The 25119-nt window shown below is 67.5% G+C and carries 25 protein-coding genes; 20 read left to right on the plus strand and 5 right to left on the minus strand.

What is annotated here, in order from left to right; genetic code table 11:
- Positions 1-97: 97 nt before the first annotated feature.
- Entirely contained in the window at positions 98-700 is a 603-nt protein-coding gene (locus tag ACFC4D_RS08675; protein ID WP_375953433.1) for a TetR/AcrR family transcriptional regulator, read from the plus strand.
- A 3-nt stretch (positions 701-703) separates the two neighbouring features.
- Here the strand turns inward: ACFC4D_RS08675 and ACFC4D_RS08680 are convergent, their stop codons facing one another.
- Positions 704-1579 (minus strand): alpha/beta fold hydrolase, encoded by an 876-nt coding sequence (locus tag ACFC4D_RS08680; RefSeq protein WP_376062281.1) that lies wholly within the window; start codon positions 1577-1579, stop codon positions 704-706.
- Positions 1580-1989: 410 nt separating this feature from the next.
- On the opposite strand from ACFC4D_RS08680, the gene pyrR reads away from it, so the two are divergent.
- The 16 genes from pyrR (at position 1990) to ACFC4D_RS08760 (ending at position 20174) form a co-directional block, all read left to right on the plus strand.
- The gene (pyrR, locus tag ACFC4D_RS08685; protein WP_364632463.1) at positions 1990-2625 is read left to right on the plus strand and encodes a bifunctional pyr operon transcriptional regulator/uracil phosphoribosyltransferase PyrR; all 636 of its coding nucleotides are present in this window, start codon (positions 1990-1992) and stop codon (positions 2623-2625) included.
- Complete coding sequence (locus ACFC4D_RS08690) at positions 2622-3587, plus strand: aspartate carbamoyltransferase catalytic subunit (protein WP_375953429.1); 966 nt, start codon at positions 2622-2624, stop codon at positions 3585-3587. The genes pyrR and ACFC4D_RS08690 overlap by 4 nt, the downstream gene beginning before the upstream one ends.
- On the plus strand, positions 3584-4939 hold the full coding sequence (locus ACFC4D_RS08695; RefSeq protein ID WP_376062282.1) for a dihydroorotase: 1356 nt from the start codon (positions 3584-3586) through the stop codon (positions 4937-4939). Before ACFC4D_RS08690 ends, ACFC4D_RS08695 begins: the two co-directional genes overlap by 4 nt.
- A complete protein-coding gene (locus tag ACFC4D_RS08700; RefSeq protein ID WP_375953427.1) occupies positions 4939-5451 on the plus strand; it encodes a transporter in 513 nt (170 codons plus the stop codon). The genes ACFC4D_RS08695 and ACFC4D_RS08700 overlap by 1 nt, the downstream gene beginning before the upstream one ends.
- On the plus strand, positions 5448-6566 hold the full coding sequence (carA, locus tag ACFC4D_RS08705) for a glutamine-hydrolyzing carbamoyl-phosphate synthase small subunit (RefSeq protein ID WP_376062283.1): 1119 nt from the start codon (positions 5448-5450) through the stop codon (positions 6564-6566). Before ACFC4D_RS08700 ends, carA begins: the two co-directional genes overlap by 4 nt.
- Positions 6566-9871, plus strand: a complete 3306-nt coding sequence (gene carB, locus ACFC4D_RS08710; protein ID WP_364632473.1) for a carbamoyl-phosphate synthase large subunit — start codon at positions 6566-6568, stop codon at positions 9869-9871. The genes carA and carB overlap by 1 nt, the downstream gene beginning before the upstream one ends.
- Before the next feature lie 4 nt (positions 9872-9875).
- Entirely contained in the window at positions 9876-10700 is an 825-nt protein-coding gene (gene pyrF / locus ACFC4D_RS08715; RefSeq protein ID WP_376062284.1) for an orotidine-5'-phosphate decarboxylase, read from the plus strand.
- 61 nt (positions 10701-10761) lie between these two features.
- Entirely contained in the window at positions 10762-11604 is an 843-nt protein-coding gene (locus ACFC4D_RS08720; RefSeq protein ID WP_376062285.1) for a patatin-like phospholipase family protein, read from the plus strand.
- Positions 11605-11657: 53 nt separating this feature from the next.
- Positions 11658-12287: a LysE family translocator gene (locus ACFC4D_RS08725; RefSeq protein WP_376062286.1), complete on the plus strand. Its 630-nt coding sequence runs from the start codon at positions 11658-11660 to the stop codon at positions 12285-12287.
- Between the two features lie 13 nt (positions 12288-12300).
- Complete coding sequence (locus ACFC4D_RS08730; protein ID WP_376062287.1) at positions 12301-12726, plus strand: VOC family protein; 426 nt, start codon at positions 12301-12303, stop codon at positions 12724-12726.
- Between the two features lie 537 nt (positions 12727-13263).
- Positions 13264-13587: an integration host factor, actinobacterial type gene (gene mihF, locus ACFC4D_RS08735; protein ID WP_067571887.1), complete on the plus strand. Its 324-nt coding sequence runs from the start codon at positions 13264-13266 to the stop codon at positions 13585-13587.
- A 7-nt stretch (positions 13588-13594) separates the two neighbouring features.
- The gene (gmk, locus tag ACFC4D_RS08740; protein ID WP_364632496.1) at positions 13595-14176 is read left to right on the plus strand and encodes a guanylate kinase; all 582 of its coding nucleotides are present in this window, start codon (positions 13595-13597) and stop codon (positions 14174-14176) included.
- Positions 14177-14265: 89 nt separating this feature from the next.
- Complete coding sequence (gene rpoZ / locus ACFC4D_RS08745) at positions 14266-14532, plus strand: DNA-directed RNA polymerase subunit omega (protein ID WP_375955921.1); 267 nt, start codon at positions 14266-14268, stop codon at positions 14530-14532.
- Positions 14533-14611: 79 nt separating this feature from the next.
- Entirely contained in the window at positions 14612-15832 is a 1221-nt protein-coding gene (gene coaBC / locus ACFC4D_RS08750) for a bifunctional phosphopantothenoylcysteine decarboxylase/phosphopantothenate--cysteine ligase CoaBC (protein ID WP_364632498.1), read from the plus strand.
- A 196-nt stretch (positions 15833-16028) separates the two neighbouring features.
- Positions 16029-17243: a methionine adenosyltransferase gene (metK, locus tag ACFC4D_RS08755; protein WP_376062288.1), complete on the plus strand. Its 1215-nt coding sequence runs from the start codon at positions 16029-16031 to the stop codon at positions 17241-17243.
- 48 nt (positions 17244-17291) lie between these two features.
- Positions 17292-20174, plus strand: a complete 2883-nt coding sequence (locus tag ACFC4D_RS08760) for a primosomal protein N' (RefSeq protein WP_376062707.1) — start codon at positions 17292-17294, stop codon at positions 20172-20174.
- 45 nt (positions 20175-20219) lie between these two features.
- Here ACFC4D_RS08760 and ACFC4D_RS08765 read toward each other — a convergent pair whose 3' ends face one another.
- Genes ACFC4D_RS08765 through ACFC4D_RS08775 form a run of 3 tightly spaced genes read right to left on the minus strand, consistent with a single transcriptional unit; the run spans position 20220 to position 21999 of the window.
- Positions 20220-20660, minus strand: a complete 441-nt coding sequence (locus ACFC4D_RS08765) for a MarR family winged helix-turn-helix transcriptional regulator (protein ID WP_375953410.1) — start codon at positions 20658-20660, stop codon at positions 20220-20222.
- Between the two features lie 10 nt (positions 20661-20670).
- On the minus strand, positions 20671-21102 hold the full coding sequence (locus tag ACFC4D_RS08770) for a hypothetical protein (RefSeq protein WP_375953408.1): 432 nt from the start codon (positions 21100-21102) through the stop codon (positions 20671-20673).
- Positions 21103-21153: 51 nt separating this feature from the next.
- A complete protein-coding gene (locus ACFC4D_RS08775; RefSeq protein WP_376062289.1) occupies positions 21154-21999 on the minus strand; it encodes an SDR family oxidoreductase in 846 nt (281 codons plus the stop codon).
- A gap of 74 nt (positions 22000-22073) precedes the next feature.
- On the opposite strand from ACFC4D_RS08775, the gene ACFC4D_RS08780 reads away from it, so the two are divergent.
- Positions 22074-22646 carry a TetR/AcrR family transcriptional regulator gene (locus ACFC4D_RS08780; protein ID WP_376062290.1) on the plus strand — a complete coding sequence of 191 codons (573 nt, stop codon included), beginning with the start codon at positions 22074-22076 and terminating at the stop codon, positions 22644-22646.
- A gap of 47 nt (positions 22647-22693) precedes the next feature.
- Here ACFC4D_RS08780 and ACFC4D_RS08785 read toward each other — a convergent pair whose 3' ends face one another.
- Positions 22694-23494, minus strand: coding sequence for an ABC transporter ATP-binding protein (locus ACFC4D_RS08785; RefSeq protein WP_376062291.1), 801 nt, complete (start codon positions 23492-23494; stop codon positions 22694-22696).
- Between the two features lie 87 nt (positions 23495-23581).
- On the opposite strand from ACFC4D_RS08785, the gene ACFC4D_RS08790 reads away from it, so the two are divergent.
- Entirely contained in the window at positions 23582-24277 is a 696-nt protein-coding gene (locus tag ACFC4D_RS08790) for an HAD family hydrolase (protein WP_376062292.1), read from the plus strand.
- 117 nt (positions 24278-24394) lie between these two features.
- Positions 24395-25099, plus strand: coding sequence for a PadR family transcriptional regulator (locus ACFC4D_RS08795; RefSeq protein WP_375953398.1), 705 nt, complete (start codon positions 24395-24397; stop codon positions 25097-25099).
- The last annotated feature ends 20 nt before the right edge of the window (positions 25100-25119 follow it).

Here is a 25119-nt window from a genome sequence, read left to right on the forward strand (position 1 = left end):
GACTCCACGGTAGATCGACAACCTGGATTGTTCAATTCAGATTGTTCAATCTTAATTGTGTAATCGGTGGCGTGGTATGGGCGTACCATGACTCCCCATGCCACGTTTGGTCGATCACGAGCAGCGCCGCCGGGAGATCACCACGGCCGCCCGGCGCGTCATTGCCGCCGGGGGCCTGGAGGCGGCGACATTTCAATCGGTGGCGGCCGAGGCCGGGATCTCGGTACGCCTGATCCAGTACTACTTCGGCGCGAAGCGGGAGCTACTGCTCGCCACCCACCTCGCGGTGGTGGTGGATTCGGGGGAGCGGTTCGCCGCCCGGGTCGGGGTGCTGGGTGCGGACGCGCCACCGCGCGAGGTGATCGAGGCGGTATCGCTGGCGCTGCTTCCGCTCGATGACGCGAGTCATGCGGACGCGCTGGTGCTGGCGGCCTATCACGCGGCGGCGCTGAGCAATTCGGAGTTCATCAAACCCGAGGACACCCATGGCGCGCCGCTGTACCTGGTCAATCTCTTCACCGAGCAGCTGCGCCGCAATCGCAAGCCCGGCAAGGCTTTCGACACCGCGCAATTGGACGCCCAGCTGATCGTCTTCAGTCTGGGCAGCATCACCCAGGGCGTGCTGATCGGCTCTCACACCCGCGAGCAGGTGGTCGAATTGATCCGCCACCTGCTCGATCGAATGCTGGGGGACTGTTAGTCCTCAGGCCACGCTCACGTGCGCGCGCACGAAATCGACCACGGCATCGGTGAATTCGTCATTGGCATCGCTGGCCGCGGTATGCGCGGCCGCGCCGATCTCGGCGTATTCGGCATGCGGCACCAGTGCGCGGAAGGACTGCACGCCCTCCTCGCTCACCACATCTGAGAGCGCGCCGCGCACCAGCAGCACCGGCATGGTCAGCTGCCGGGCGGCATCCTCCAGCGCCTTGGTGTGCACGTCGATCTGTTCGCCGCGATCACCGCCCAGCATGGCCGGGTCCCAGTGCCAGTACCAGCGTCCGTCCTCGCGCTGACGCAGATTGCGTTGCAGCCCTTCGGGATTGCGCGGACGACGGCGATGCGGCAGGTACGCGGCCACTGCGTCGGCGGCCTCCTCGAGGCTGGCGAAACCCTCGGGATTGCTGCCCAGGAAGCTGATCACGCGCTGTACGCCCGCGACCTCGGGGCGGGGAACGACGTCGACGAGCACCAGTCCGGTGATGCGCTCATGCTGCGGATGCGCGCTGGCGATGAGCCCGGTGAGCCCGCCCATGCTGGCCCCGACCACGAATCCGGGCTTGCCGAGCTGCTCGAGCACCGTCATGAGGTCCTCGACCATGGCCGCGCGGGTGTAATCGCCGCCGGGAGCCCATTCACTGTCCCCGTGCCCGCGCGCGTCCAATAGCACCGCGTGCATTCCGGCCTTGGCCAGCGCGAGCCCGGAATCCTTCCAGGAATGGCGGGTCTGGCCACCGCCGTGCAGGAACACCACCAGTGGTCCGTCCTGGGGTCCCCAGGAGTCACCGGCGAGGGTGATACCGCCGTGGCCGCGGAAGGTGACGCGGGCAGGTTCGGTGAAGTCGGCTTCGTTGCTCACTCTCCGAGCATCGCACAGACCGGTTTACGGTGTATGAAGACCTGCCGCCAAGCGGGACTCGACGGGCGGATCGGCAGCTCGCACACTGTGAGCTTCCTCCCAGCGATGGGGAAAGGCCGAGCGTCAGTAGAAGACCGATCGGTCCAATTCATAGCTGCGCGGTTGCCTGAGCCATGTCCGGGTTGTCGGGATTCGTAGTCGAAAACTCCCTGGTGCGGGGCCTATGCGGCCCGATCGCGCCGAACCCGCACCTTGTCCGCGGGTGTGTCGGACACAACTCGCCGACCCGCCGCGAACCGCTGGTTGCCACAGGGGTGCGGTGACGGCCCGGGTCGGCGGCGCTGCTAGGCTCGCAACCCGAAAAGACATCCTTTAACGGACCGTCCGGTGAGGCGGGGAAGGAGGTCGGCATGGCTGTGCCCGAAGACCGGGCTGCCAAGTCGAGCGCTGCTGACCACTCGCAGCGACACGATCCCGCGCAGGTGGACGCGGGGCGCGAGCTGCTCTCGGATTCCGATGTCGGCCGCACCATCGCGCGCATGGCGCACCAGATCATCGAGAAGACCGCGCTGGATTCCGGCGATCCCGCCGCCCCCCGCGTGGTGCTGATCGGAATCCCCACGCGCGGAACGACTCTCGCCGCTCGACTGGCGAATCGCATCGAGGAGTTCGCCGGGGTCCGCCCCGCCGTCGGCTCCCTGGACATCACCCTCTACCGCGACGACCTGCGCAGCAAACCGCACCGTCCGCTCGAGCGCACTTCGGTGCCCGAAGGCGGAATCGAGGATGTGCTGGTGGTGCTGGTCGACGATGTGCTGTTCTCCGGGCGCACCGTGCGCTCGGCCCTGGACGGACTGCGCGATCTGGGCCGCCCGCGCGCGGTGCAGCTGGCCGTGCTCATCGACCGCGGCCATCGCGAACTTCCCATCCGCGCCGACTACGTCGGCAAGAACGTGCCCACCTCCCGCAGCGAGGACATCTCGGTACTACTGCGCGAGCACGACGGCCGCGACGGTGTGTACCTGCGTCAGGAGGGTGACAAGTGAAGCATCTGCTCTCGGTGACCGATCTGGATCGCGCCGCCGCCACCGAACTGCTCGATGACGCCGAACGCTTCGAACAGGCCCTGCTCGGGCGCGAGGTGAAGAAGCTGCCGACCCTGCGCGGGCGCACGGTCATGACGGTGTTCTTCGAGAACTCCACGCGTACAAGGGTTTCCTTCGAGGTCGCGGGCAAATGGATGAGCGCGGACGTGATCAACGTCAGCTCGTCGAGCTCCTCGAACTCCAAGGGTGAATCGCTGCGCGATACCGCGCTGACCCTGCACGCGGCGGGCGCGGACGCGCTCATCGTGCGGCATCCGGCCTCGGGCGCGGCGCATCAGATCGCGCACTGGTTCTCCCAGATCCAGGAGCGCAGCGGCGGTTTCACCGGTCCCGGCCCGGCCATCATCAATGCCGGAGACGGCACCCATGAGCACCCCACCCAGGCGCTGCTGGACGCGCTGACCCTGCGTCAGCGGCTCGGCGATCTGGAGGGTAAGCGGATCGTGCTGGTCGGCGACATCCTGCACAGCCGGGTGGCGCGCTCGAATGCCTTCCTGCTCAGCACCCTCGGTGCGGATGTGGTGCTGGTCGCGCCGCAGACGCTGCTGCCGGTGGGCGTGCAGGCCTGGCCGGTGCGGATCTCGCACTCTCTCGATGCCGAACTCCCCGGCGCGGACGCGGTCATGATGCTGCGCGTGCAGGCCGAGCGCATGAACGGCGGCTTCTTCCCGTCGGCGCGCGAGTACTCGATCAACTACGGCCTGAGCGAGCGTCGCCTCGGCATGCTCGACGAGCATGCGGTGGTACTGCATCCGGGTCCCATGCTGCGCGGCATGGAAATCGCGTCGGCCGTCGCCGATTCCCCCAAAGCGGCTGTGCTGCAACAGGTCAACAACGGAGTCCATATGCGCATGGCGGTGCTCTTCCGCCTGCTGGTAGGAACCGACGAGGTGGTGGCATGAACAACGTCCTGATCCAGAACGTCCGTCTGTACGGCGAAGGCGACCCCGTCGACGTGCTGTTGGCCGACGGTGAGATCCGTGAGATCGGTGCCGGTCTGAAGGCCGAGGACGCCGAAATCATCGACGGCACCGGGCAATTCCTGCTCCCCGGCTTCATCGACCTGCACACGCATCTGCGCGAGCCGGGCCGCGAGGACACCGAAACCATCGAAACCGGTTCCGCCGCAGCGGCTCTGGGCGGTTATACGGCGGTCTTCGCCATGGCCAACACCAGCCCGGTCGCGGACTCGCAGGTCATCACCGACCATGTGTGGCGGCGCGGACAGCAGGTCGGCCTGGTCGATGTGCATCCGGTCGGCGCGGTCACCGTGGGCCTGGAGGGCAAGCAGCTCGCCGAAATGGGAACCATGGCAGCCGGAGTCGGCGCGGTGCGCATGTTCTCCGATGACGGCCACTGCGTCTACGACCCGCTGATCATGCGCCGCGCGCTGGAATACGCGAACTCCCTCGGCGTGCTCATCGCCCAGCACGCGGAGGAGCCGCGCCTGACCAAGGGCGCGGTGGCGCACGAGGGTCCGAACGCCGCCCGCCTGGGCTTGGCCGGCTGGCCGCGCGCCGCCGAGGAATCCATCGTGGCCCGCGACGCCCTGCTGGCTCGCGATGCCGGTGCGCGCGTGCACATCTGCCACGCCTCCACCGCGGGCACCGTCGAACTGCTCAAATGGGCCAAGTCCCAGGGCATTTCGATCACCGCCGAGGTCACCCCGCATCACCTGCTGCTCGATGATTCGCGCCTGGAGACCTACGACGCGGTCAACCGCGTCAACCCGCCGCTGCGCGAATCCTCCGATGTGACCGCGCTGCGCCAGGCCCTGGCCGACGGTGTCATCGACTGTGTCGCAACCGATCACGCCCCGCACGCCGAACAGGACAAGTGCTGCGAATTCGCGGCCGCCCGCCCCGGCATGCTCGGCCTGGAGACCGCCCTGTCGATCATCGTGCAGACGATGGTCCAGCCCGGCCTGCTCGACTGGCGCGGCGTGGCCCGCGTCATGAGCGAGAACCCGGCCCGCATCGTGGGCCTGGACGATCAGGGCCGCCCGCTCGCCGTCGGCGAACCGGCCAACCTGGCGCTGATCGATCCGAACACCGAGTGGACGGTGCGCGCGAAGGAACTCGCCAGCATCGCCCACAACACCCCGTTCGACGAGATGACCCTGCCCGCGAAGGTGACCGCCACCTTCCTGCGCGGCCGCGTCACCTCGCGCAACGGAGTCGCCAGCGCCCCGCGCGGTGGCGATGAGGTCTTCGCCGGTGGCGACCGGCGGGTGGGGAACCGAGGAGGACCGTAATGGAGCGAACACTGACGATCGTCGTGCTGCTCGCACTTTTCGCGCTGTGCCTGTGGGGCATGTACCGGGCCTGGACCGGCCGCGCGAAGAAGCAGGCGGCGTCGATCGGTGACCTGCCGGCCGTGCCCGCCGATTGCGGCGCACAGCTGCTGGAGCCCACCACGGGCCTCTACCTCGGCAGCACCCTGGCCCCGAGCTGGATTCAGCGAGTCACCGTGGGCGACTTGGGTTTCCGCGCCACCGCGGAACTGACCCGATTCGAGCGCGGCATCCTGCTCGAGCGCGACGGCGCGGGCACCATCTGGATTCCGCAGGAGTCGGTGACCGCGGTGCGCACCGAGCGCGGGCATGCGGGCAAAGTGATGACCGAAGGCGGTGTGCTGGTGATTCGCTGGAAGCTGCCGACCGGAACCGAGGTGGATACCGGATTCCGGGGCGACGACAAGACGGTGTACCCGGCCTGGACCGGCGCACCGCAGACAGAGACGACGAAGACGGGAGACGAGGCATGAGCAGCGACAACGTCGCAGTGATGGTGCTCGAGGACGGCCGCGTATTCCGCGGGACGACCTTCGGCGCACAGGGACAGACTTTGGGTGAGGCGGTGTTCTGCACCGCGATGACCGGATACCAGGAGACCCTCACCGACCCCAGCTACGACCGCCAGATCGTGGTGGCCACCGCGCCCCAGATCGGCAACACCGGCTGGAACGACGAGGACGACGAGTCGAGCAAGATCTGGGTCGCCGGTTACGCCGTGCGCGATCCCGCGCGCCGCGCCTCCAACTGGCGTTCCAAGCGCACCCTGCAGGACGAGCTGGAGAACCAGAACATCGTCGGCATCGCGGGCATCGACACCCGAGCCCTGGTGCGGCACTTGCGCACTCGCGGTTCCATGAAGGCGGGCGTCTTCTCCGGCACCGCGCTGGCCGAGTACGAGGAACTCGTCGCGCGGGTCAACGGGCAGCCCTCCATGCTGGGCGCGGACCTGGCCGGTGAGGTCTCCACCGATGAGATGTACACCATCGAGCCGGTCGGCGAGCACCGCTTCACCGTCGTCGCGGTCGACCTCGGCATCAAGTCCAACACCCCGCGCATGTTCGCCGAGCGCGGGATGCGGGTGCACGTGGTGCCCTCGAACGTCACCTTCGACCAGATCAAGGAACTGAACCCGAACGGGGTGTTCCTGTCCAACGGTCCCGGTGACCCGGCCACCGCCGACGGCGCGGTCACGCTCACCCAGCAGGTGCTGCAGGCCGATATCCCGCTGTTCGGCATCTGCTTCGGCAACCAGATCCTGGGCCGGGCCTTCGGGCGCAATACCTACAAGATGAAGTTCGGCCACCGCGGCATCAATGTCCCGGTCATCGAACACCACACCGGGCGCATCTCGATCACCGCCCAGAACCACGGCTTCGCCCTCGAAGGCGAGCGCGGCGAGGTCTTCGACACCCCGTTCGGCAAGGCCGAGGTCAGCCATATCTGCGCCAATGACGGTGTCGTCGAAGGTGTTCAGCTGGTCAGCGGCCGCGCCTTCTCGGTGCAGTACCACCCCGAGGCCGCCGCCGGACCGCACGACGCCGCCTACCTGTTCGATCGTTTCGCCGGCCTGATGGAAGGTGCCTGATGCCACGCCGTACCGACCTCAATCACATCCTGGTGATCGGCTCGGGTCCGATCGTCATCGGCCAGGCCTGTGAGTTCGACTATTCCGGAACCCAGGCGTGCCGCGTGCTGCGGTCCGAGGGCCTGCGCGTCTCGCTGGTCAACTCCAACCCGGCCACCATCATGACCGACCCGGAGTTCGCCGACGCCACCTACGTCGAGCCGATCACCTGGGAGTACGTCGAGAAGGTCATCGCCAAGGAGCGCCCGGACGCGATCCTGGCGACCCTGGGCGGTCAGACCGCGCTGAACTGCGCGGTCGACCTGCACGACAACGGCATTCTGGAGAAGTACAACGTCGAGCTCATCGGCGCGGACTTCGAGGCCATCCAGCGCGGTGAGGATCGGCAGAAGTTCAAGGACATCGTCGCCAAGGTCGGCGGCGAGAGCGCCCGCTCCAAGGTCTGCTACACCATGGACGAGGTCCGGGAGACCGTGCGCGACTTGGGTTTCCCGGTCGTGGTGCGCCCGTCCTTCACCATGGGCGGCCTCGGTTCCGGTATGGCCTACAACGATGAGGATCTCGATCGCATCGCCGGTGGCGGCCTCGCGGCCTCGCCGACCGCGAATGTGCTCATCGAGGAATCCATCCTGGGCTGGAAGGAATTCGAGCTCGAGCTCATGCGCGACCGCAATGACAATGTGGTCATCGTCTGCTCGATCGAGAATGTCGACCCGATGGGCGTGCACACCGGTGACTCGGTCACCGTCGCCCCGGCCATGACCCTCACCGACCGCGAATATCAGAAGATGCGCGATCTCGGCATCGACATCCTGCGCGAGGTCGGCGTCGACACCGGCGGCTGCAATATCCAGTTCGCGGTGGATCCGGCCGACGGCCGCCTCATCGTCATCGAGATGAACCCGCGCGTCTCGCGCTCGTCCGCATTGGCTTCCAAGGCAACGGGATTCCCGATCGCCAAGATCGCCGCCAAGCTGGCCATCGGCTACACCCTGGACGAGATCGTCAACGACATCACCAAGGAGACCCCGGCCTGCTTCGAGCCCACGCTCGACTACGTCGTGGTCAAGGCTCCGCGCTTCGCGTTCGAGAAGTTCCCGGGCGCCGACCCGACGCTGACCACCACCATGAAGTCGGTCGGCGAGGCAATGTCCATGGGCCGCAACTTCTCCGAGGCGCTGGGTAAGGTGCTGCGCTCGCTGGAGACCAAGGCCACCGGCTTCTGGACCCAGCCCGATGGCGACTGGACCGATGTCGAGGCCATCCTCGAGGATCTGCGCACCCCCACCGAGGGCCGCATCTACCAGGTGGAGCGGGCGCTGCGCCTGGGCGCGAGCATCGAGGACACCGCCAAGGCCTCGGGCATCGACCCGTGGTTCGTGGCCGAGGTCGCCGCGCTGGTCGAACTGCGCCAGGAGATCCTGGACGCCGCCGTACTGGACGAGCCGCTGCTGCGCACCGCCAAGCATTACGGCCTGTCCGATCGCCAGATCGCCGCTCTCCGACCGGAACTCGCGGGTGAGGACGGCGTGCGCGCACTGCGGCACCGCCTGCACATCCGCCCGGTGTTCAAGACCGTCGACACCTGCGCCGCCGAATTCGAGGCCAAGACCCCGTACCACTACTCGGCGTACGAGCTCGATCCCGCCGCGGAATCCGAAGTGGCGCCGCAGAAGGAGCGCGAGAAGGTCCTGATCCTGGGATCGGGTCCGAACCGCATCGGTCAGGGCATCGAGTTCGACTACTCGTGTGTGCATGCGGCACTGACGCTTTCGGAAGCCGGTTACGAGACCGTCATGGTCAACTGCAATCCCGAGACCGTCTCCACCGACTACGACACCGCGGACCGGCTCTACTTCGAGCCGCTGACCTTCGAGGATGTCCTCGAGGTCTACCACGCGGAAACCGAATCCGGCACCGTCGCGGGCGTTATCTGCCAGCTGGGCGGTCAGACCCCGCTGGGTCTGGCCCAAAAGCTCACGGACGCGGGCGTTCCGGTGGTCGGCACCTCCGCCGCCGCCATCGATCTGGCCGAGGACCGCGCCGAATTCGGCGATGTCCTTGTCGGAGCGGGACTTCCGGCTCCCAAGTACGGCACCGCCACCACCTTCCCGGCCGCGAAGAAGATCGCCGCCGAGATCGGCTACCCGGTGCTGGTGCGCCCGTCCTATGTGCTGGGCGGTCGCGGTATGGAGATCGTCTACGACGAGCAGACCCTCGAGGGCTACATCTCCCGCGCCACCGATATCAGCCCGGATCGCCCGGTGCTGATCGACCGGTTCCTGGAAGACGCCATCGAAATCGACGTCGACGCCCTGTGCGACGGCGACGAGGTCTACCTGGGCGGGGTCATGGAGCACATCGAGGAAGCCGGTATCCACTCCGGTGACTCCGCGTGCGCTCTGCCCCCGATCACCCTGGGCCGCAGCGATATCGAGGCCGTGCGCCGCTCCACCGTGGCGCTGGCCAAGGGCATCGGCGTCAAGGGCCTGCTGAACGTGCAGTACGCGCTCAAGGACGATGTGCTCTACGTCCTCGAGGCGAACCCGCGTGCCAGCCGCACCGTGCCGTTCGTGTCCAAGGCCACCGCGGTCCCGCTGGCCAAGGCCGCGGCGCGAATCGCGCTGGGCGCCACCATCGCCGAACTTCGCAAGGAGGGCCTGCTCCCGGCCGAGGGCGACGGCGGGTACACCCCGATCGACGCGCCGGTCGCGGTGAAGGAAGCCGTACTGCCCTTCCACCGCTTCAAGCGGCCCGACGGCAGCGGTATCGATTCGCTGCTCTCGCCGGAGATGAAGTCCACCGGTGAGGTCATGGGCATCGACGCCGACTTCGGTACGGCATTCGCCAAGTCCCAGACCGCTTCCTACGGTTCGCTGCCGACCGAGGGCGCCGCCTTCGTCTCGATCGCCAACCGCGATAAGCGCGCCATGGTGTTCCCGGTCAAGCGCCTGCACGATCTCGGCTTCCGCATCCTGGCCACCGAGGGCACCGCGGAAATGCTGCGCCGCAACGGTATTCCGTGTGAGCAGGTCCGCAAGCATTCGGATGAGGCCACCGATCAGCCCAGCATCGTGGACATGATCAAGGACGGCGAAGTCGATATCGTCTTCAACACCCCGTACGGCAATAACGGTCCGCGCGTGGACGGTTACGAGATCCGCACCGCCGCGGTGAGCGCGAACATCCCGTGCATCACCACCGTGCAGGGTGCGGCCGCGGCCGTGCAGGGCATCGAGGCCACCATCAACGGCGGCATCGGCGTGCGGTCCCTGCAGGAACTCCACGCCACCCTGCGGGGCTGACGCGATGACGAGTTTCGGTGTGCGGCTGCGGGATGCGATGCGTAAGCACGGACCCGTCTGTGTTGGCATCGACCCGCATCCGCCGCTGCTGCGGGCCTGGGGCCTGACCGAGGACGCCGCGGGCGTGGCGAAGTTCGCCAATGCCTGCGTCGAGGCGTTCGCCGGTCGGGTAGCCCTGGTCAAACCGCAGGTGGCGTTCTTCGAAACCTACGGTTCGGCCGGAATCATCGTGCTGGAGGAGACGATTCGCGCACTGCGTGAGGCGGGCACCCTGGTGCTCGCCGACGCCAAGCGCGGCGATATCGGCTCCACCATGGACGCCTACGCGCACGCCTGGCTCGGTGACGGCCCGCTGGCCAGCGATGCCGTCACCGTCTCGCCGTACCTCGGATTCGGTTCGCTCACACCGGCTCTGGACCTGGCCCGCGCGAACAACCGCGGCGTCTTCGTCCTCGCGGCCACCTCCAACCCGGAAGCCGCCGAACTGCAGCGCATCACCGGCACGGACGGCCGCACCATCGCCCAGCGCATGGTCGACGACGCGGCAGCGCTCAACAGGGGCGAGGAATTCGGTTCGGTCGGCGTGGTCATCGGCGCAACCCTCACCGAGTCCCCCGACCTGTCCGCCCTCAACGGCCCCATCCTCATGCCGGGTGTCGGCGCGCAGGGCGGCGGAGCCGACTCCATCCGCACCCTGGTCCCCGCAAGCGATCTCGGCGCCGTCCTGCCGAACGTCTCCCGCGAGGTCCTCAAATCCGGCCCCTCGGTCGCCGCCCTGCAGGACCGCGTCGCCGAGCTGGCCGAGGAGTTCGCTTTCCTGCAGCGGTGATGGACTTCTGAACGGCCCGTTGTGAAATCTCGCAGCGGGCCGTTTCGGTACAGTGGTACCCATGTCTGACGCGGTGCCGCCCAACGCTATTCAGCACGCTCTGATTCTCGGTGGAGGCGGGGCGCTGGGCATCTGCTGGATGACCGGGCTGGCCGTCGGGTTACGGGAGGCCGGGATCGATCTGTCTCTGGCTGATCGGGTTGTCGGGACCTCCGCGGGTGCGGTGGTGGGTTCGGTGATTACCGGGCATGGCGATTTGCAGCAGCTGGTGGCGATGCCTGCGCCGGATGGCGATGCGCCGCAGATCGATCCGGCGGGCTTCGGTGAGATCATGGGCATTCTCGCCACGCCGGGCATCAGCGGGAACGAGGCGAGGCGGCGGGCCGGGGCTCGGGCGCTGGAGATGGGGGTCGGTGATCCGGATGCGCATATCGCGCGGATAGCCGGTGTCGCAGGGGTTTCCGAGTGGTCGGAGGCGGATTTCATTGTGACCGCCGTCGATATCACCACCGGTGAACTGCAAGCCTGGACCCGTGACGGTGTGGCCACGCTGCCGCAGGCGCTGGCGTCGAGTACGTCGGTTCCCGGTGTGTTCCCGCCGATTCCGATCGATGGACGCTATTACATCGACGGTGGGATGCGGTCGCCCATCAATGCCGATCTGGCGGCGGGGGCGGACTTCATGCTGATCATCGAACCGCTGGCGCATATGTTTCCGCACGCGCCGTCGGATAGTGAATTGGGTGGCGCGACAACGCTGTCCATCGTTCCGGATGCGGAGACGATCGCCGTCTTCGGCGTCGACCTGTTCAATCCGGCCGCGCTGCACCCCTCGTACGAGGCGGGCTATCGCCAGGCCGCCGATGCCGCGCCACGCCTGAAAGCGGTGTGGCCCACGCGCTGACGGCAATCGGTGAACCCGGCGCGGCGTTGCGGCCGCGCTCGTACGCTGTCGGCATGATGTCGACCGCAGAGGTGCTCGCATTGGCCGGTGTGATCCTGCTCGGTTCCATGTCACCGGGACCGGACTGGATGATCGTCATCCGCAATGCCGCCGTCACCGGCCGTCGCGCCGGAATCGCCTGTGCCGCAGGCGTAGCCGTGGGTGTGTTCACCTGGTCCATCGTGACCGCCGTGGGCATAGCGGGGCTGCTGGCCGCCTCGGCGATGGCCTATACGGTCGTCAAGCTCGCAGGCGCGATCTACCTGGGCTACCTGGGAATTCGCGCACTGCTCGCGGCCCGGCGCGGCGAATACGCGCCCGCCACGGCCGATTCCGGCCGGGAGCGCGGGATGGGCCTGGCTTTCCGCCAGGGCCTGCTGACCAATCTGTTCAACCCCAAATGCGCCGTCTTCTTCATCGCGCTGGTCCCGCAGTTCCTCCCGGCCGATCCCACCGTGCTGAGCACCCTGGAGCTGGGCATCGTCTGCACCGTGGCCAATCTGTCCTGGTTCGCGGCCCTGGCGATCGGCGTCGGCGCGCTCCGGCACGCCTTCACCCGCCGCCGGGTCCGGCGCGCCCTGGACGCGGTCATGGGTTCGGTCATGGTCGCGCTGGGCCTGCGCATCGCCGTGCAGTCCAACTGATTAGGTTTGCGCTGTGTCGAACAACAACCTGGGCCTGCTGTCCTACGCCCAAACACGTGTCCTGGTAGACGATTTCACGACGAGCTATCGCTTCTACCGCGATGTCCTGGGCCTGCCGCTCAAACATCCCGATGAGAGCGGCGCGGAACCCGCCGACGGTCCCTACGCCTGCTTCGTCGCCGGTGACGCCGATCTGGCGCTGTTCACCCGCGCGTTCATGGAGGCCGCGGTGGGGGCCGAACACCGCCCGCGTGATGGCGTGGACGCCGTCGTTGTCGTGCTCCGCGTCGCCGATGTCGATGCCGCCGCGAAGACCCTGGAAGCGCGCGGTGTCGTACTCGCCGCGGGACCGGTCGACCAGGACGCGTGGGGTATGCGCGTGGCCCATCTGCGCGCCCCGGAGGGCACCCTGATCGAGCTCTGCCAGTACGACGATTGATCGATCGCTTGTCCTGATCGTCCCCTGACGCTGCGCTGTGGGCGAAACGCCCGGGAAGTCGCATCCTTCGGGTTTCACCCGTCTGTGACGGCGTCAGGGGTCAGCGCGCCCGATCGGGGTGGCATTAGGGGGCTGGACCTGCGGCGGGATCGTGTGTTCGAACGGTGTTCGAATGGGTCGGGTGATCCGCGACACGCGGTGCAGTTTCGCGCGACACGCCGGTAAATTCGAAGAAGTTCCAGGTCGGATGATTACAGGTGGGTCACGGTCTGAATCGGACATCGGTAACGCTGTTCCGCGCGCCCGCCGAAAGCCGAAAAACCCCTGGCCACAAGGGGATTCGTGCACCCTCGCAAGGAGTCGGCGGACCCGGTCCGACCGGCCACCCGGATGGCCGCATTCCGCCCGGTCGTGCTCGGAATCACGCGCTGACCTGGGGGGCGGGTTCGCAATCGGGAGGCGTCGTGGGTACGGTCGCTGAGACCGCCGGGTTAGAACGGCGGGAGTACATGCAATGAACGATGAGACGGAGGAACCGTGGCCCTTCCCCAGCTGACTGACGAGCAGCGCGCCGCTGCTTTGGAGAAGGCGGCTGCCGCTCGCCGTGCTCGGGCGGAGCTCAAGGAGCGCCTGAAGCGTGGCGGTACCGATCTGAAGACGGTCCTTGCTGATGCCGAGAAGGACGAAGTTCTCGGCAAGATGAAGGTGTCGGCACTGCTCGAGGCTCTGCCGAAGGTGGGCAAGGTCAAGGCTGCCGAAATCATGAGCGAGCTCGAAATCGCTCCCACTCGCCGCCTGCGCGGACTGGGTGACCGGCAGCGTAAGGCGCTGCTGGCCCGGTTCGACTTCACGGCAGATTAATCCGAGGGTGGTCGAACACACTCGGAAGGGACGACTGGTAGTACTGGTCGGCCCCTCGGCCGTCGGCAAGTCCACTGTCGTGCGCTGCGTGCGCGAACGACTGCCCGAACTGGTTTTCAGTGTTTCGGCCACCACCCGGGCCCCCCGGCCCGGGGAGGTCGACGGTCGCGACTACCGGTTCGTGTCCCGCGAAGACTTCGACGCCATGATCACGGCGGACGAGCTCCTCGAATGGGCCGATATCCACGGTGGACTACAGCGGTCGGGTACCCCGGCCGCACCTGTGCGTGCAGCGCTCGCGACCGGACACCCGGTCCTGATCGAGGTAGACCTCGAGGGAGCGCGCTCGATCCGCAAGGCGATGCCGGAAGCCACCCTGGTCTTCCTGGCCCCGCCCAGCTGGGAGGAATTGGTCTCCCGGCTCACCTCGCGAGGCACTGAATCGCCCGAGGTCATAGAGCGAAGGCTGCTCACCGCCAAGACCGAATTGGCGGCCTGTGACGAGTTCGACATCGTCATAGTGAACGACGAGGTGACGACTGCCTGTGAGCAGTTGGTATCCTTGTTCGTTAGCACAATTTCGAGGTAGTTCTCGAAAGAACAACCGGCTCATCTTCGAAGTGAGCCGGTTTCACCCTTTCAAACCAACCCGCAGGAGCCTTCCTAGTGAGTACGGACATGAAGACCGTCCCCGCCTACGACACTCCGGTCGGCCTCACCAACCCGCCGATCGACGAACTGCTGGAACGGACCTCGTCCAAGTACGCGCTGGTCATCTACGCAGCCAAGCGGGCCCGGCAGATCAACGACTACTACAACCAGCTCGGCGACGGCATTCTCGAATACGTCGGCCCGCTGGTCGAGCCGGGTCTGCAGGAGAAGCCGCTGTCGGTGGCCATGCGTGAGATCCACGCCGATCTGCTGGAGCACTCCGAGGGCGAATAAGCCCCCGAGAGAGTAAGAGCCAGGCAACTCTCTACGGCGCTGGAGGCGTAGTGACGACAGAATCCACCCGGGGCATGCGGTGACCCGGGTCATCGTCGGTGTCGGCGGCGGTATCGCCGCATACAAGAGTTGCGCCCTCGTGCGCCGGTTCACCGAAACCGGCCACGAGGTGCGCGTCATCCCCACCGAGGCGGCGTTGAATTTCGTCGGCAAGGCCACCTTCGAGGCGCTGTCCGGCCATCCCGTGCACACCGGAGTCTTCTCCGATGTGCCCGAGGTGCCGCATGTGCGACTCGGTCAGGAAGCCGAATTGGTGGTCATCGCCCCCGCGACGGCGGATCTCATGGCGCGTGCCGCTTCCGGCCGCGCGGACGATCTGCTCACCGCCACACTTCTCACCGCCCGATGTCCCATCTTGTTCGCGCCCGCGATGCACACCGAAATGTGGGAGCATCCCGCGACGATCGCGAACGTGGCCGCCTTGCGCGCGCACGGCGCCACCGTGATGGAGCCCGCGCACGGGCGGCTCACCGGATCCGATTCCGGCGCAGGGCGTTTGCCCGAACCGGAGGAGATCTACGCGCTCGCGGCACTGCTGCTCGAGCGCAAGGACGCGATCCCGCGTGATCTCGAGGGCCGTCGCGTCGTCGTATCCGCCGGCGGCACTCGTGAACCCCTGGACCCGGTGCGGTTCCTCGGCAATCGCAGCTCCGGTAAGCAGGGGTATGCGATCGCCCGGGTGGCCGCGCAGCGCGGTGCCCAGGTGACGCTCATCGCGGGCAACACCATCGGTATGCCTCCGCCCGCCGCGGTCGAAGTCGTGCACATCAATACCGCCGAGCAGTTGAAGGTGGCGGTCGACAAGCATTCCATCGGTGCGGACGCGGTCATCATGGCCGCGGCCGTCGCCGACTTCCGGCCGGTGAACGTGGCCGCCGCGAAGATCAAAAAGGGTGCGGACGAACCGAATTCGATCGAACTGACCAAGACCCCGGATATTCTCGCGGGTCTGGTGCAGTCGCGCCGGGACGGTCAGCTACCGGGCACCGCGATCGTGGGCTTCGCCGCCGAAACCGGTGATGAACACGCCGATGTGCTCACCCACGCGCGCGCCAAACTCGCCCGTAAGGGCTGTGATCTTTTGGTGGTCAACGCAGTTGGTGAAGGCAAAGCCTTCGAAGTAGACCATAATGATGGTTGGCTGCTCGGTGCCGATGGCACCGAGATCGCCTTGGACCACGGATCCAAGGCACTGCTGGCCAGTCGAGTGCTGGATGCGCTCGGCCCCTTGCTCCGCTGAAGCCTCGGCACCGCAGGGTTCGGACGGCTGCCACATGACGGCAGCTGTCTGAGTCACGATATGTTCGTCACCGGAGCGTCCTCGCGCCTTGTGACGAATTTATTGGCATAACCTGAGACAAAGGGTTGTGCGGTGGTGGAGAAGCGCTACCGTGGCAGCCCGATACGAGAAACCCGTTGAGGGAGAGGGAACAACTGTGCGCACGACTGGCAGCCGCCTATTCACCAGTGAGTCCGTGACCGAAGGTCATCCGGACAAGATCTGTGATGCCATCAGCGATTCCATCCTCGACGCGTTGCTCGCGGCCGATCCGCGCAGCCGTGTCGCGGTGGAAACCCTGGTGACCACCGGCCAGGTGCACGTGGCCGGTGAGGTCACCACTTCGGCCTACGTCGATATCCCGACGATCGTCCGCGAAAAGGTGCTGGAGATCGGATACGACTCCTCCGCAAAGGGTTTCGACGGCGCGTCCTGCGGTGTGAACATCGCCATCGGCGCGCAGTCGCCCGATATCGCACAGGGCGTGGACACCTCGCACGAGGCCCGCGTCGGCGGCGAGGACGATGACATCGCGCGCCAGGGTGCGGGCGATCAGGGTCTGATGTTCGGTTACGCCACCATCGAGACCCCCGAGCTCATGCCGCTGCCGATCTCGCTGGCGCACAAGCTTTCCCGTCGCCTGACCGAGGTCCGCAAGTCCGGTGTGCTGCCGTACCTGCGTCCCGACGGCAAGACCCAGGTCACCATCGAATACGAGGGCGATATCCCCAAGCGCCTGGACACGGTCGTCATCTCGACCCAGCACGCGGCCGATATCGACCTGGACAACCTGCTCACCCCGGACATCCGCGAGAAGGTCGTCGACTCGGTGCTCGCCGAGCTGTCGCTGCCGAATCCGTTGGACACCTCCAACATTCGGCTGCTGGTGAACCCGACCGGCAAGTTCGTGCTCGGCGGTCCGATGGGTGACGCCGGCCTGACCGGTCGCAAGATCATCGTCGACACCTACGGCGGCATGGCTCGCCACGGTGGCGGTGCGTTCTCCGGTAAGGATCCGTCGAAGGTGGACCGTTCGGCCGCCTACGCCATGCGCTGGGTCGCCAAGAATGTCGTCGCCGCCGGTTTGTCCGAGCGCGTCGAGGTTCAGGTCGCCTACGCCATCGGCAAGGCCGCCCCCGTCGGCCTGTTCGTGGAGACCTTCGGCACCGAACTGGTCGATCCGGCCAAGATCTCGGCCGCCATCGGCGAGGTCTTCGACCTGCGTCCCGGCGCGATCATCCGCGATCTGGACCTGCTGCGCCCCATCTACGCGCCCACCGCCGCGTACGGCCACTTCGGCCGCACCGATGTGGACCTGCCCTGGGAGCGCACCGACCGCGCGGAGAAGTTGCGCGCCGCCGCCGGTCTGTAATTGGCCGACACGGGACAGGCATCGACGGGAGCGCCGAGCACGGAGACCATCTCCGAGCCCGGCGCTCCCGCCGTCGTAGCCGCCCCCCGCCCCATCGCGCGGGTCCTGCCCCTGCTCGAACCGGCGCACCTGGACCGGGATTTCGACTACCTCGTTCCCCCCGAGTTCGACGCCGACGCCCAACCCGGTGTCCGAGTCCGAGTCCGCTTCTCCGGCCGCCTCATCGACGGCTACGTTCTCGAACGCCTCGAAAAGACCTCCCACACAGGCAAACTCGTCCGCCTCGACCGAGTGGTCTCCCCCGAAAAGGTCCTCACCCCGGAGATCCTGCGCCTCGTCACCGCCGTCGCCGCCCGCTACGCGGGCACCCGAGCCGATGTCCTGCGCCTGGCCATCCCACCCCGCCACGCCAAAGTCGAAGCGGAAGGCGCGACCCCCAAACCCGCCACTCCGAAGAAGCGCCGCGGTAAGGCCGCCGCCGCGAAAGCCGTTGCCGCCGAACCCGCCCCGATCGACCTCGACGACCCGGCCGACCCGATCCCGGACAGCGCGCCCGATCAACACGACGCTCTCCCGGAAACCGCTCCGGCAGCAGTCGAATCATCACCGGACACGGGCATCACCGAACAGCCCACGACTGCTGTTGCGCTGGAGGAACTTTCACCGGCCGCGTCCGCGCCGGACGTGGTGGAGGGCGACGCGGAACCGGCCCCCGGTCTTGCTGAAGCTGTGGCGGGGCAGGAAGTTTCGGAGTTGTACCCCGACTGGGGTCGGTATGCGCATGGGCATTCGTTCCTCGGTGCGGTGGCGGCTGGGCGGGGGCCGCGGGCGGCGTGGCAGGCGTTGCCGGGGGAGGATTGGGCGCGGCGGTTGGCGGAGTTGGCGGCCACGACCGTGGGGAGTGGGCGCAGTGCGATTCTGATGGTGCCGGATCAGCGGGATCTGGATCGCGTGCTGACGGAATGTGTTGCGCTGGTGGGGGAGTCGGCGGTGGGGTTGGCGGCCGGGTTGGGGCCTTCGGCGCGGTATCGGCGATGGCTGGCCGCTTTGCGTGGGACGGCTCGGGTGGTGGTCGGGACCCGCAGCTCGGTGTTCGCGCCGGTGAAAGACCTTGGGCTCATCGCTATTTGGGATGACGGGGATGACACCTACGCGGAGCCTCGGTCGCCCTATCCGCATGCGCGGGAAGTGGCGATGTTGCGCGCGCACGAGACCGGGGCGGCATTCGTCGCGGCCGGTTTCGCGCGCACGGCCGAGGTCCAGGCGATCGTCGAATCCGGTTGGGCCCATGACCTGCTCGCCGAACGCAGTCTGCTGCGGCAGGTGATGCCCCGTCTCATCGCCCCCGGAGATACCGACGCCGCCCTGGAACGCGACCCGATGGCACGGGCGATCCGCATCCCGGCGGCCGCGTTCATGGCCGCCCGCCGCGCACTCGCAGCGGGCGAACCCGTGTTGGTCCAGGTCCCCCGCCGCGGCTACATCCCCGCCCTGTCCTGCTCGAAATGCCGCACCCCGGCCCGATGTCGCCACTGCAACGGCCCATTGGCCTTGCCGGACAACAACATCCGCGCTTCGACCGCGGGCAAAGCCACGACGGCGCGCGGTACCGCCGCCGCATCGGATGCGGGCCGAGGTGCCGGTCGCGGGACGACCTCTGATCAGCGCGGCGCGAGTCCGGCCGGTCGGGGCCGCGCCGCCTCGCAGGGACCCTCGGGCGCGCAGGGCCGGGGACCCCAGCAGAGCGGCGAGTACGAGCAGCAGGGGCTGAATTTCGAGAACGATTGGGGTGCGCCCGGTCCCGGCGCGCAAGGACGCGACGGCGGAGCGCGCACGCGCGGTTCCGGTGGGCGCGGAAATACCACCGCGTGGGCGCAGACGGATGATCGCGGGGCCTCCGGCGCGTGGAGCGACCCGGGTGACCGCGGGGTTTCCGGCGGCCGGGCTGCCGCAAGCGGATGGGGCGACCCGGGGGACCGCGGATCTTCCGGCGGCCGGACCGACGCGGGTGACCGTGCGGCCGCGGGCGGCTGGGGGAATCCCGGACGCGATGGTGGCGGGCGCGGTTACGGCACGGGAGCGCAGGCCCGGGGTGCGCGGGATCGGGTTGATCTGGGCGTGGCGGTGGGAGTTGGAACACCGCGTGGCGGTTCGGAAGTGGCGCACAGTCCGGCGTGCCGGTGGTGTGGGATCACCGAGGCGGCATTCCGGTGCGGGGCTTGCGGTTCGAGGGCATTGCGGGCGGTTGTCATCGGTGCCGCGCGAACCGCTGAAGAACTGGGACGGGCCTTTCCGGGTGTGCCGGTGCGGGGGTCGGGTGGGTCGACCGTATTGAGTTCGGTGCCGGAGGGGCCACAGGTGGTGGTGTCCACTATCGGGGCGGAACCGTCTGTGCCGGGCGGGTATTCGGTGGCGATGCTGCTGGACGGGTGGGCGCTGCTCGGGCGTGAGGATTTGCGGGCGGCGGAGGATGCGATGCGACGGTGGATGTCGGCCGCGGCATTGGTGCGTTCCGGTGGGCAGGTGATCGTCATGGCGGATCCGGCGTTGGCGACCGTGCAGGCATTCTTGCGCTGGGATCCGGTGGGGCACGCCCAGTTCGAGCTGGGGGAGCGGATCGATGTGCGGTTCCCGCCCGCCGTTCGGCTCGCCGCCATCGACGGCACCGCCGATTCGATCGCCGAATTGCTCGCCGAGGCAAAGCTTCCCGACGTGGTCGAGGTACTCGGCCCGGTCCCACTGCCGCCCGGTGCGCGAAAGCCGTTCTCCTCCGGCGATTCTCCCGCCGAAGTGGAGCGGATGATTCTGCGCGTGGACCGCTCGGCCGGATCTTCGCTGTCCAAAGCATTGAGCATCGCCCAGGCCGTGCGCAGCACCCACAAGTCCGACGACCCGTTGCGCGTGCAGATCGATCCGGTCGATATCGGCTGAGAGCCCGTGCCGGACAGTGGAATACGGCCGCTGCCGCGTTCGGCGCTACTCGCCGGTGACCTCGTGACGTGGAAGCGCGGCCAGCGCGGTCAGCGCGTTGAGGAAGCCACGGCGGTCGGCGGCCGGGATGCGGTCGAGCAGACGGTCTTCGCGAGCCTGGATATCGGCTTGCGCCGCATCGCGTAGTCGGCGTCCGGCCGGGGTGAGGGCGAGCAGGCGGGCGCGGCGGTCGGCCGGGTCGGGGGTGCGTTCGATGAGGCCGCGGGCTTGCAGGTCGTCGAGTACGGCGATGATGCGGGTCTTGTCCGCGCCGATCTCCTGGGCGAGCACCCCCTGTCCGCGTGCGGGTCCCTCGCCCAGGGCGAGCAGTACGACGTATGCCCACATGCTCACCCCGTGTGCCGCCAGGATCGGCTGCTCGGCCGCCATCAGCGCGCGGCCGAGGGGAACGATCATCGCTGCCAGATCCGGGCGGGTTGTCCTCATGCGGACAAGATTATGCGGCGGTGCGGTGCGGCCGTTCGATCGTGTCCGCGGCGCGGGTCAGAATCTGCTCCGCGTCGAACCGCTCGGCCGGCCACGAGTCGGTTCCGATACCGACCCTGCCCCGCCACGCCTTGACGATCGCGGTGTGCACCGGCCAGCGCACGAATCGCCGCATATCGCGTTCGGATTCCCACACCGTGATGGATCCGCCGCGCCGTTCGGCGGGCCTGCCCCACAGCCACAGCCCGACCGCGCCCTGCATGACCGGCCAGGTCCGGCCCAGTTCCAGCCCGATCTCGTAGATGGTTCGAACCTCCTCGTCCGACCCCGCCAGGAAGTCGGTCACGCTGACGAAAACGTCACCGGAGAGGTCTTGGCGGGGTCCGGGATTCCACGGCATCAGCACGGTGCCGTCGGAGAAGAGGTCAGATTTAGTATGCATGTGTAGACGATAAGCGTGTGCGTACTAAATCGGCAAGGGGTTGTGTCGGCTTCAGCGGTACGCGGGCGCGACGCGCCGAGCCCATTCGGCATAGCTGGTCGCCGGGCGGCCCAATACGCGCTGCACGTCCGAGCTGACCTTCTGCTCCGCCGCGGTCGGCTCGCCGAGAATCGAAAGCGTGTGATCCGCAACGGATTCCGGCATGAAGCGCAGCATGTTGACCTTGGCCTCGTCGCGGGTCAACTCGACGAACCGCAGCGGCTCCCCGAGCGCGGCCGCCAGCGCCTCCGCCTGTTCCCGCGGCGTGATCACCGCCGGGCCCGTCACCGTGTACGCCTGCCCGTGATGCCCGTCCTCGCGCAGCGCGGCCGCTGCCACCGCCGCGATATCGCCCGGATCGACCACCGGCAGCCCGACATCCCCGAACGGTGCGGGCACCATGCGCTGGGTTCGCACGGGTTCGATCCACGCGAAGGTATTGCTGGCGAACGCACCCGGCCGCACCGAGGTCCACTCCAGATCCGATGCCGCCAAAGCCTTTTCGAACGCGATGGTGCGGGCATAGCCCGCGCTCTCGGCCCGTGTCACCGCACCCTGCGAGGACAGGAACACCACCCGCCGAACGCCCTGCGCGGCAAGGGTTTCGAGAATCTCCTCCGGTTCGGGCCCGGACACCAGCTGCTCACCGGTGATGAGCAGGAACAGTGCGTCCGCTCCGGCCGCGACCTCGGCCAGGCTGGCGAGATCGCCCACATCGCCGGTGCGGTGCTCGACGCCCGCGGGCAGTTCCACCGGCTTGGTGCCGCGCGATACCGCGACCACCTTCTCGCCCGCATCGGCGAGGATCCGCACCACGGTGCTGCCGACATTGCCCGTTGCCCCGGTTACCACGATCATTTTCGCTCCTGAGTTAGTTGACTGACTAACAAGACCGTAGAGCATTCGATCGGCGGTTGTCTATAGTGAGTTGTATGACTAACTCAGTGGGTCGCGGCGCGGGTAAGCGCGAGCGGCTGGCCGATGCGGCCGCCAAGGTCTTCCACGAACAGGGCGTGGAGAAGACCACCATCGCCGATATCGCGCGCGCCGCCGAGGTACCGGTGGGAAACGTCTACTACTACTTCAAGACCAAGGATCAGCTGGTCCAGGCGGCGATCGGTGCGCACGACCGCACCGCGAAGGAGATCATCGCCGCGCTGGAACAGTTCGACAGTCCGGTCGAGCGACTCAAGGCACTGGTGCGCGGCTGGGTCGACCAGCGCGATACCGCCGTCCAATTCGGTTGCCCCTCCGGCAGTCTCGCCACCGAACTGGATAAGCGCGCCGACGGCCTGGATCAGGAGCTGGCCGATGTCATGCGCGCCCTGCTGGACTGGATCGAATCCCAGTTCGCGGCAATGGGTCGCGAGGACGCCCGTGAACTCGCGGTCGCGCTCTTCGCGTCGTATCAGGGAATCTCACTGCTCACCAACACCTTCCGTGACCCGGAGATGATGGCGGGGGAGGGGCGTCGCCTGGAGCGCTGGATCGATTCCCTGGCTTGAGCGCCCGCAATCCTCCGAGCCCTGGAATGGGTTGTGGGAGAGTCGGCTCAGCTCAGCGCGGGTTGCGCCGGGCGCACACTCCAGCGGCCGTCCGAGCGAATGATCCGCACGGGGTGATCGAAGGCGTCGCTGATGTGCTCGGTCGTGACCACCTCATCAACGTGTCCGCTCACCAGCGCACGACCATCGCGCAGCAGCATGGCATGCGTGGTCCCCGGCGGGAGTTCCTCGAGATGGTGAGTGACCAGCACCGACGCGAGCTCGGGGTGCGCATGCTGAAGCACGTCGATCCGCTCCAGAAGTTGTTCGCGCCCAGCGAGATCGAGCCCGGTGGCGGGCTCGTCCAACAGCAGCAGTCGCGGTCTCGGCATGAGCGCGCGAGCGATGAGCGCCCGTCCGCGCTGCCCCTGCGACAGAATCGGCCAGGGCGCGTCATGCCGGTGCGCGAGACCGAGCATGTCGATCAGCCGATCGGCTTCGGCGAGCTGTTCGGCGCTGGGCTGCCAGCGCGGCACCAGCTCCGCGGTATTGGTGATGCCCGTCAGCACGACCTCGTGCACTGTCAATGGACTGCGCGGCGCATGCCGCGGGTCGACATGCCCGATGGCCGTGCGCAATTCGCGCATATCCACCCGCCCGAGCCGTTTGCCGAGCACTTCGACGGTCCCGCGCGTGGGATGCTCGAACGCGCCCAGCATGCGCAGCAATGTGGTCTTACCCGCCCCGTTCGGCCCCAGTAGCGCCCAGTGCTCGCCCGCGCGCACGGTCAATGAAACCGCCTGCAGGATAGCGTTTCCGTCCCGCACGACATCGACCGCGTCGACCTGGAGCACCGGGGAGTCCGTCATCCCTCCACCGTAGCAAACTCCTCAGACAAGTTGAGGAGTGCGAGCAACGCCACAGTGCGCCGGAAACCCGCTGTGTAGGGTGGCGATATGGCGATCGAGGCGGTTCTCTTCGACTTCTCCGGCACCGTATTCCGATTCGAGGAATCGGAATACCAGAACGCCGATCTGACCGACGGCGACGGTCGTCCCCTCGATACCCACGAGGTCGCCGCGATCATGCGCGCGATGACCGCGCCGGTCGGCCAATTCGTCGAACTCGACGAGGAGGGCCAATATGCCTGGGAGCGAAGGGATCTCGATCCCGCCCTGCACCGCATCGCCTATATGCAGACCCTCACCCGCAAGGGTGTGCCGGAGGTGCCGGCCACGCAGATCTACGAGCGCATGCTCGACGCGGTGATGTGGACCCCCTATCCCGATACCGATGAGGTCCTGCGCGCACTGCATGAGCGCGGAGTGCCGGTGGCCATCGTCAGCAATATCGCCTGGGATATCCGCCCGGCGTTCAGCAGCCGGGGCTGGGACGGCTATATCGACGAGTTCACCCTGTCCTTCGAAGTGGGTGCGGTGAAGCCGGACCCGCGTATCTTCGAATCCGCTCTCACCAGCCTGGGCGTTGCCCCCGAGAAAGCCCTGATGATCGGTGACAGCGCCGAAGCCGACGGCGGCGCAACGGCTCTCGGCTGCGAGTTCGCGCTGGTGGATCCGGTGTCGGTGCTGGATCGCCCGAGCGCCCTGCGCGATATCGTCGCCTCGCGCGGTTTGATCGCCCGTCCCGCCTAAAGAACCAAACCGGCAGGTTCGTGTCCCAGGACACACTTGCTGTCGACAGATTGCCGATATATCGTTGATAGCGTCAAGAACAACGACGAAGCCTTTAGGAGGCACACCATGGAACGCATGGAGAACTTTGACAACAGGGGCCGCGGGCCCTGGCGGCGACTGCGTAGCGATGAGCAGCAGGGCCCCGAACACCCGCGGATGCGACGCGGTGGACGCGGCGAATTCGGCCCGCGTGAGAACGGTCCGCATCGCCACGGTCACGGCCGTGGTTTCGGCCCGGAATTCGGTCCCGGCGGTTTCGGCCCGGGCGGTTTCGGTCCCGGTGGCGGCCCGCACTTCGGTCGTGGACGCGGTCGCGGTGGACGTGGTCGTCGCGGTGATGTCCGCGCCGCCATCCTGCTGCTGCTGCAGGAGCGGCCCATGCACGGCTACGAGCTGATCCAGCAGATCCGCGAGAAGAGCCAGGACGTATGGCGTCCGAGCCCGGGTTCCATCTACCCCGCGCTGTCGCAGCTCGAGGACGAGGGTTTGGTCATCATCGAGAAGGTGGCCGGTCGCAAGACCGCCAAGCTCACCGAGGCAGGCACCGCGTACCTGGAGGAGAACCGCGCTGAACTGGGCGATCCCTGGCAGGACGTCAAGGACGGCGTCGGCGATCAGGCGCTCGATCTGCGCGCGCTGATCGGTCAGCTCATGGGCGCGGCCGCACAGGTCGCCGCGGCGGGCACACCGGATCAGGCCGCCAAGGCCGCGGAGGTACTCACCGAGGCGCGCCGGTCGCTCTACCGGATCCTCGCCGAAGACGACACACCCGAAAAGTAGTGGGGTCACAACACCGCAAC

The organism is Nocardia sp. NPDC056000 (assembly GCF_042269265.1).
Classification (GTDB): Bacteria; Actinomycetota; Actinomycetes; order Mycobacteriales; family Mycobacteriaceae; genus Nocardia.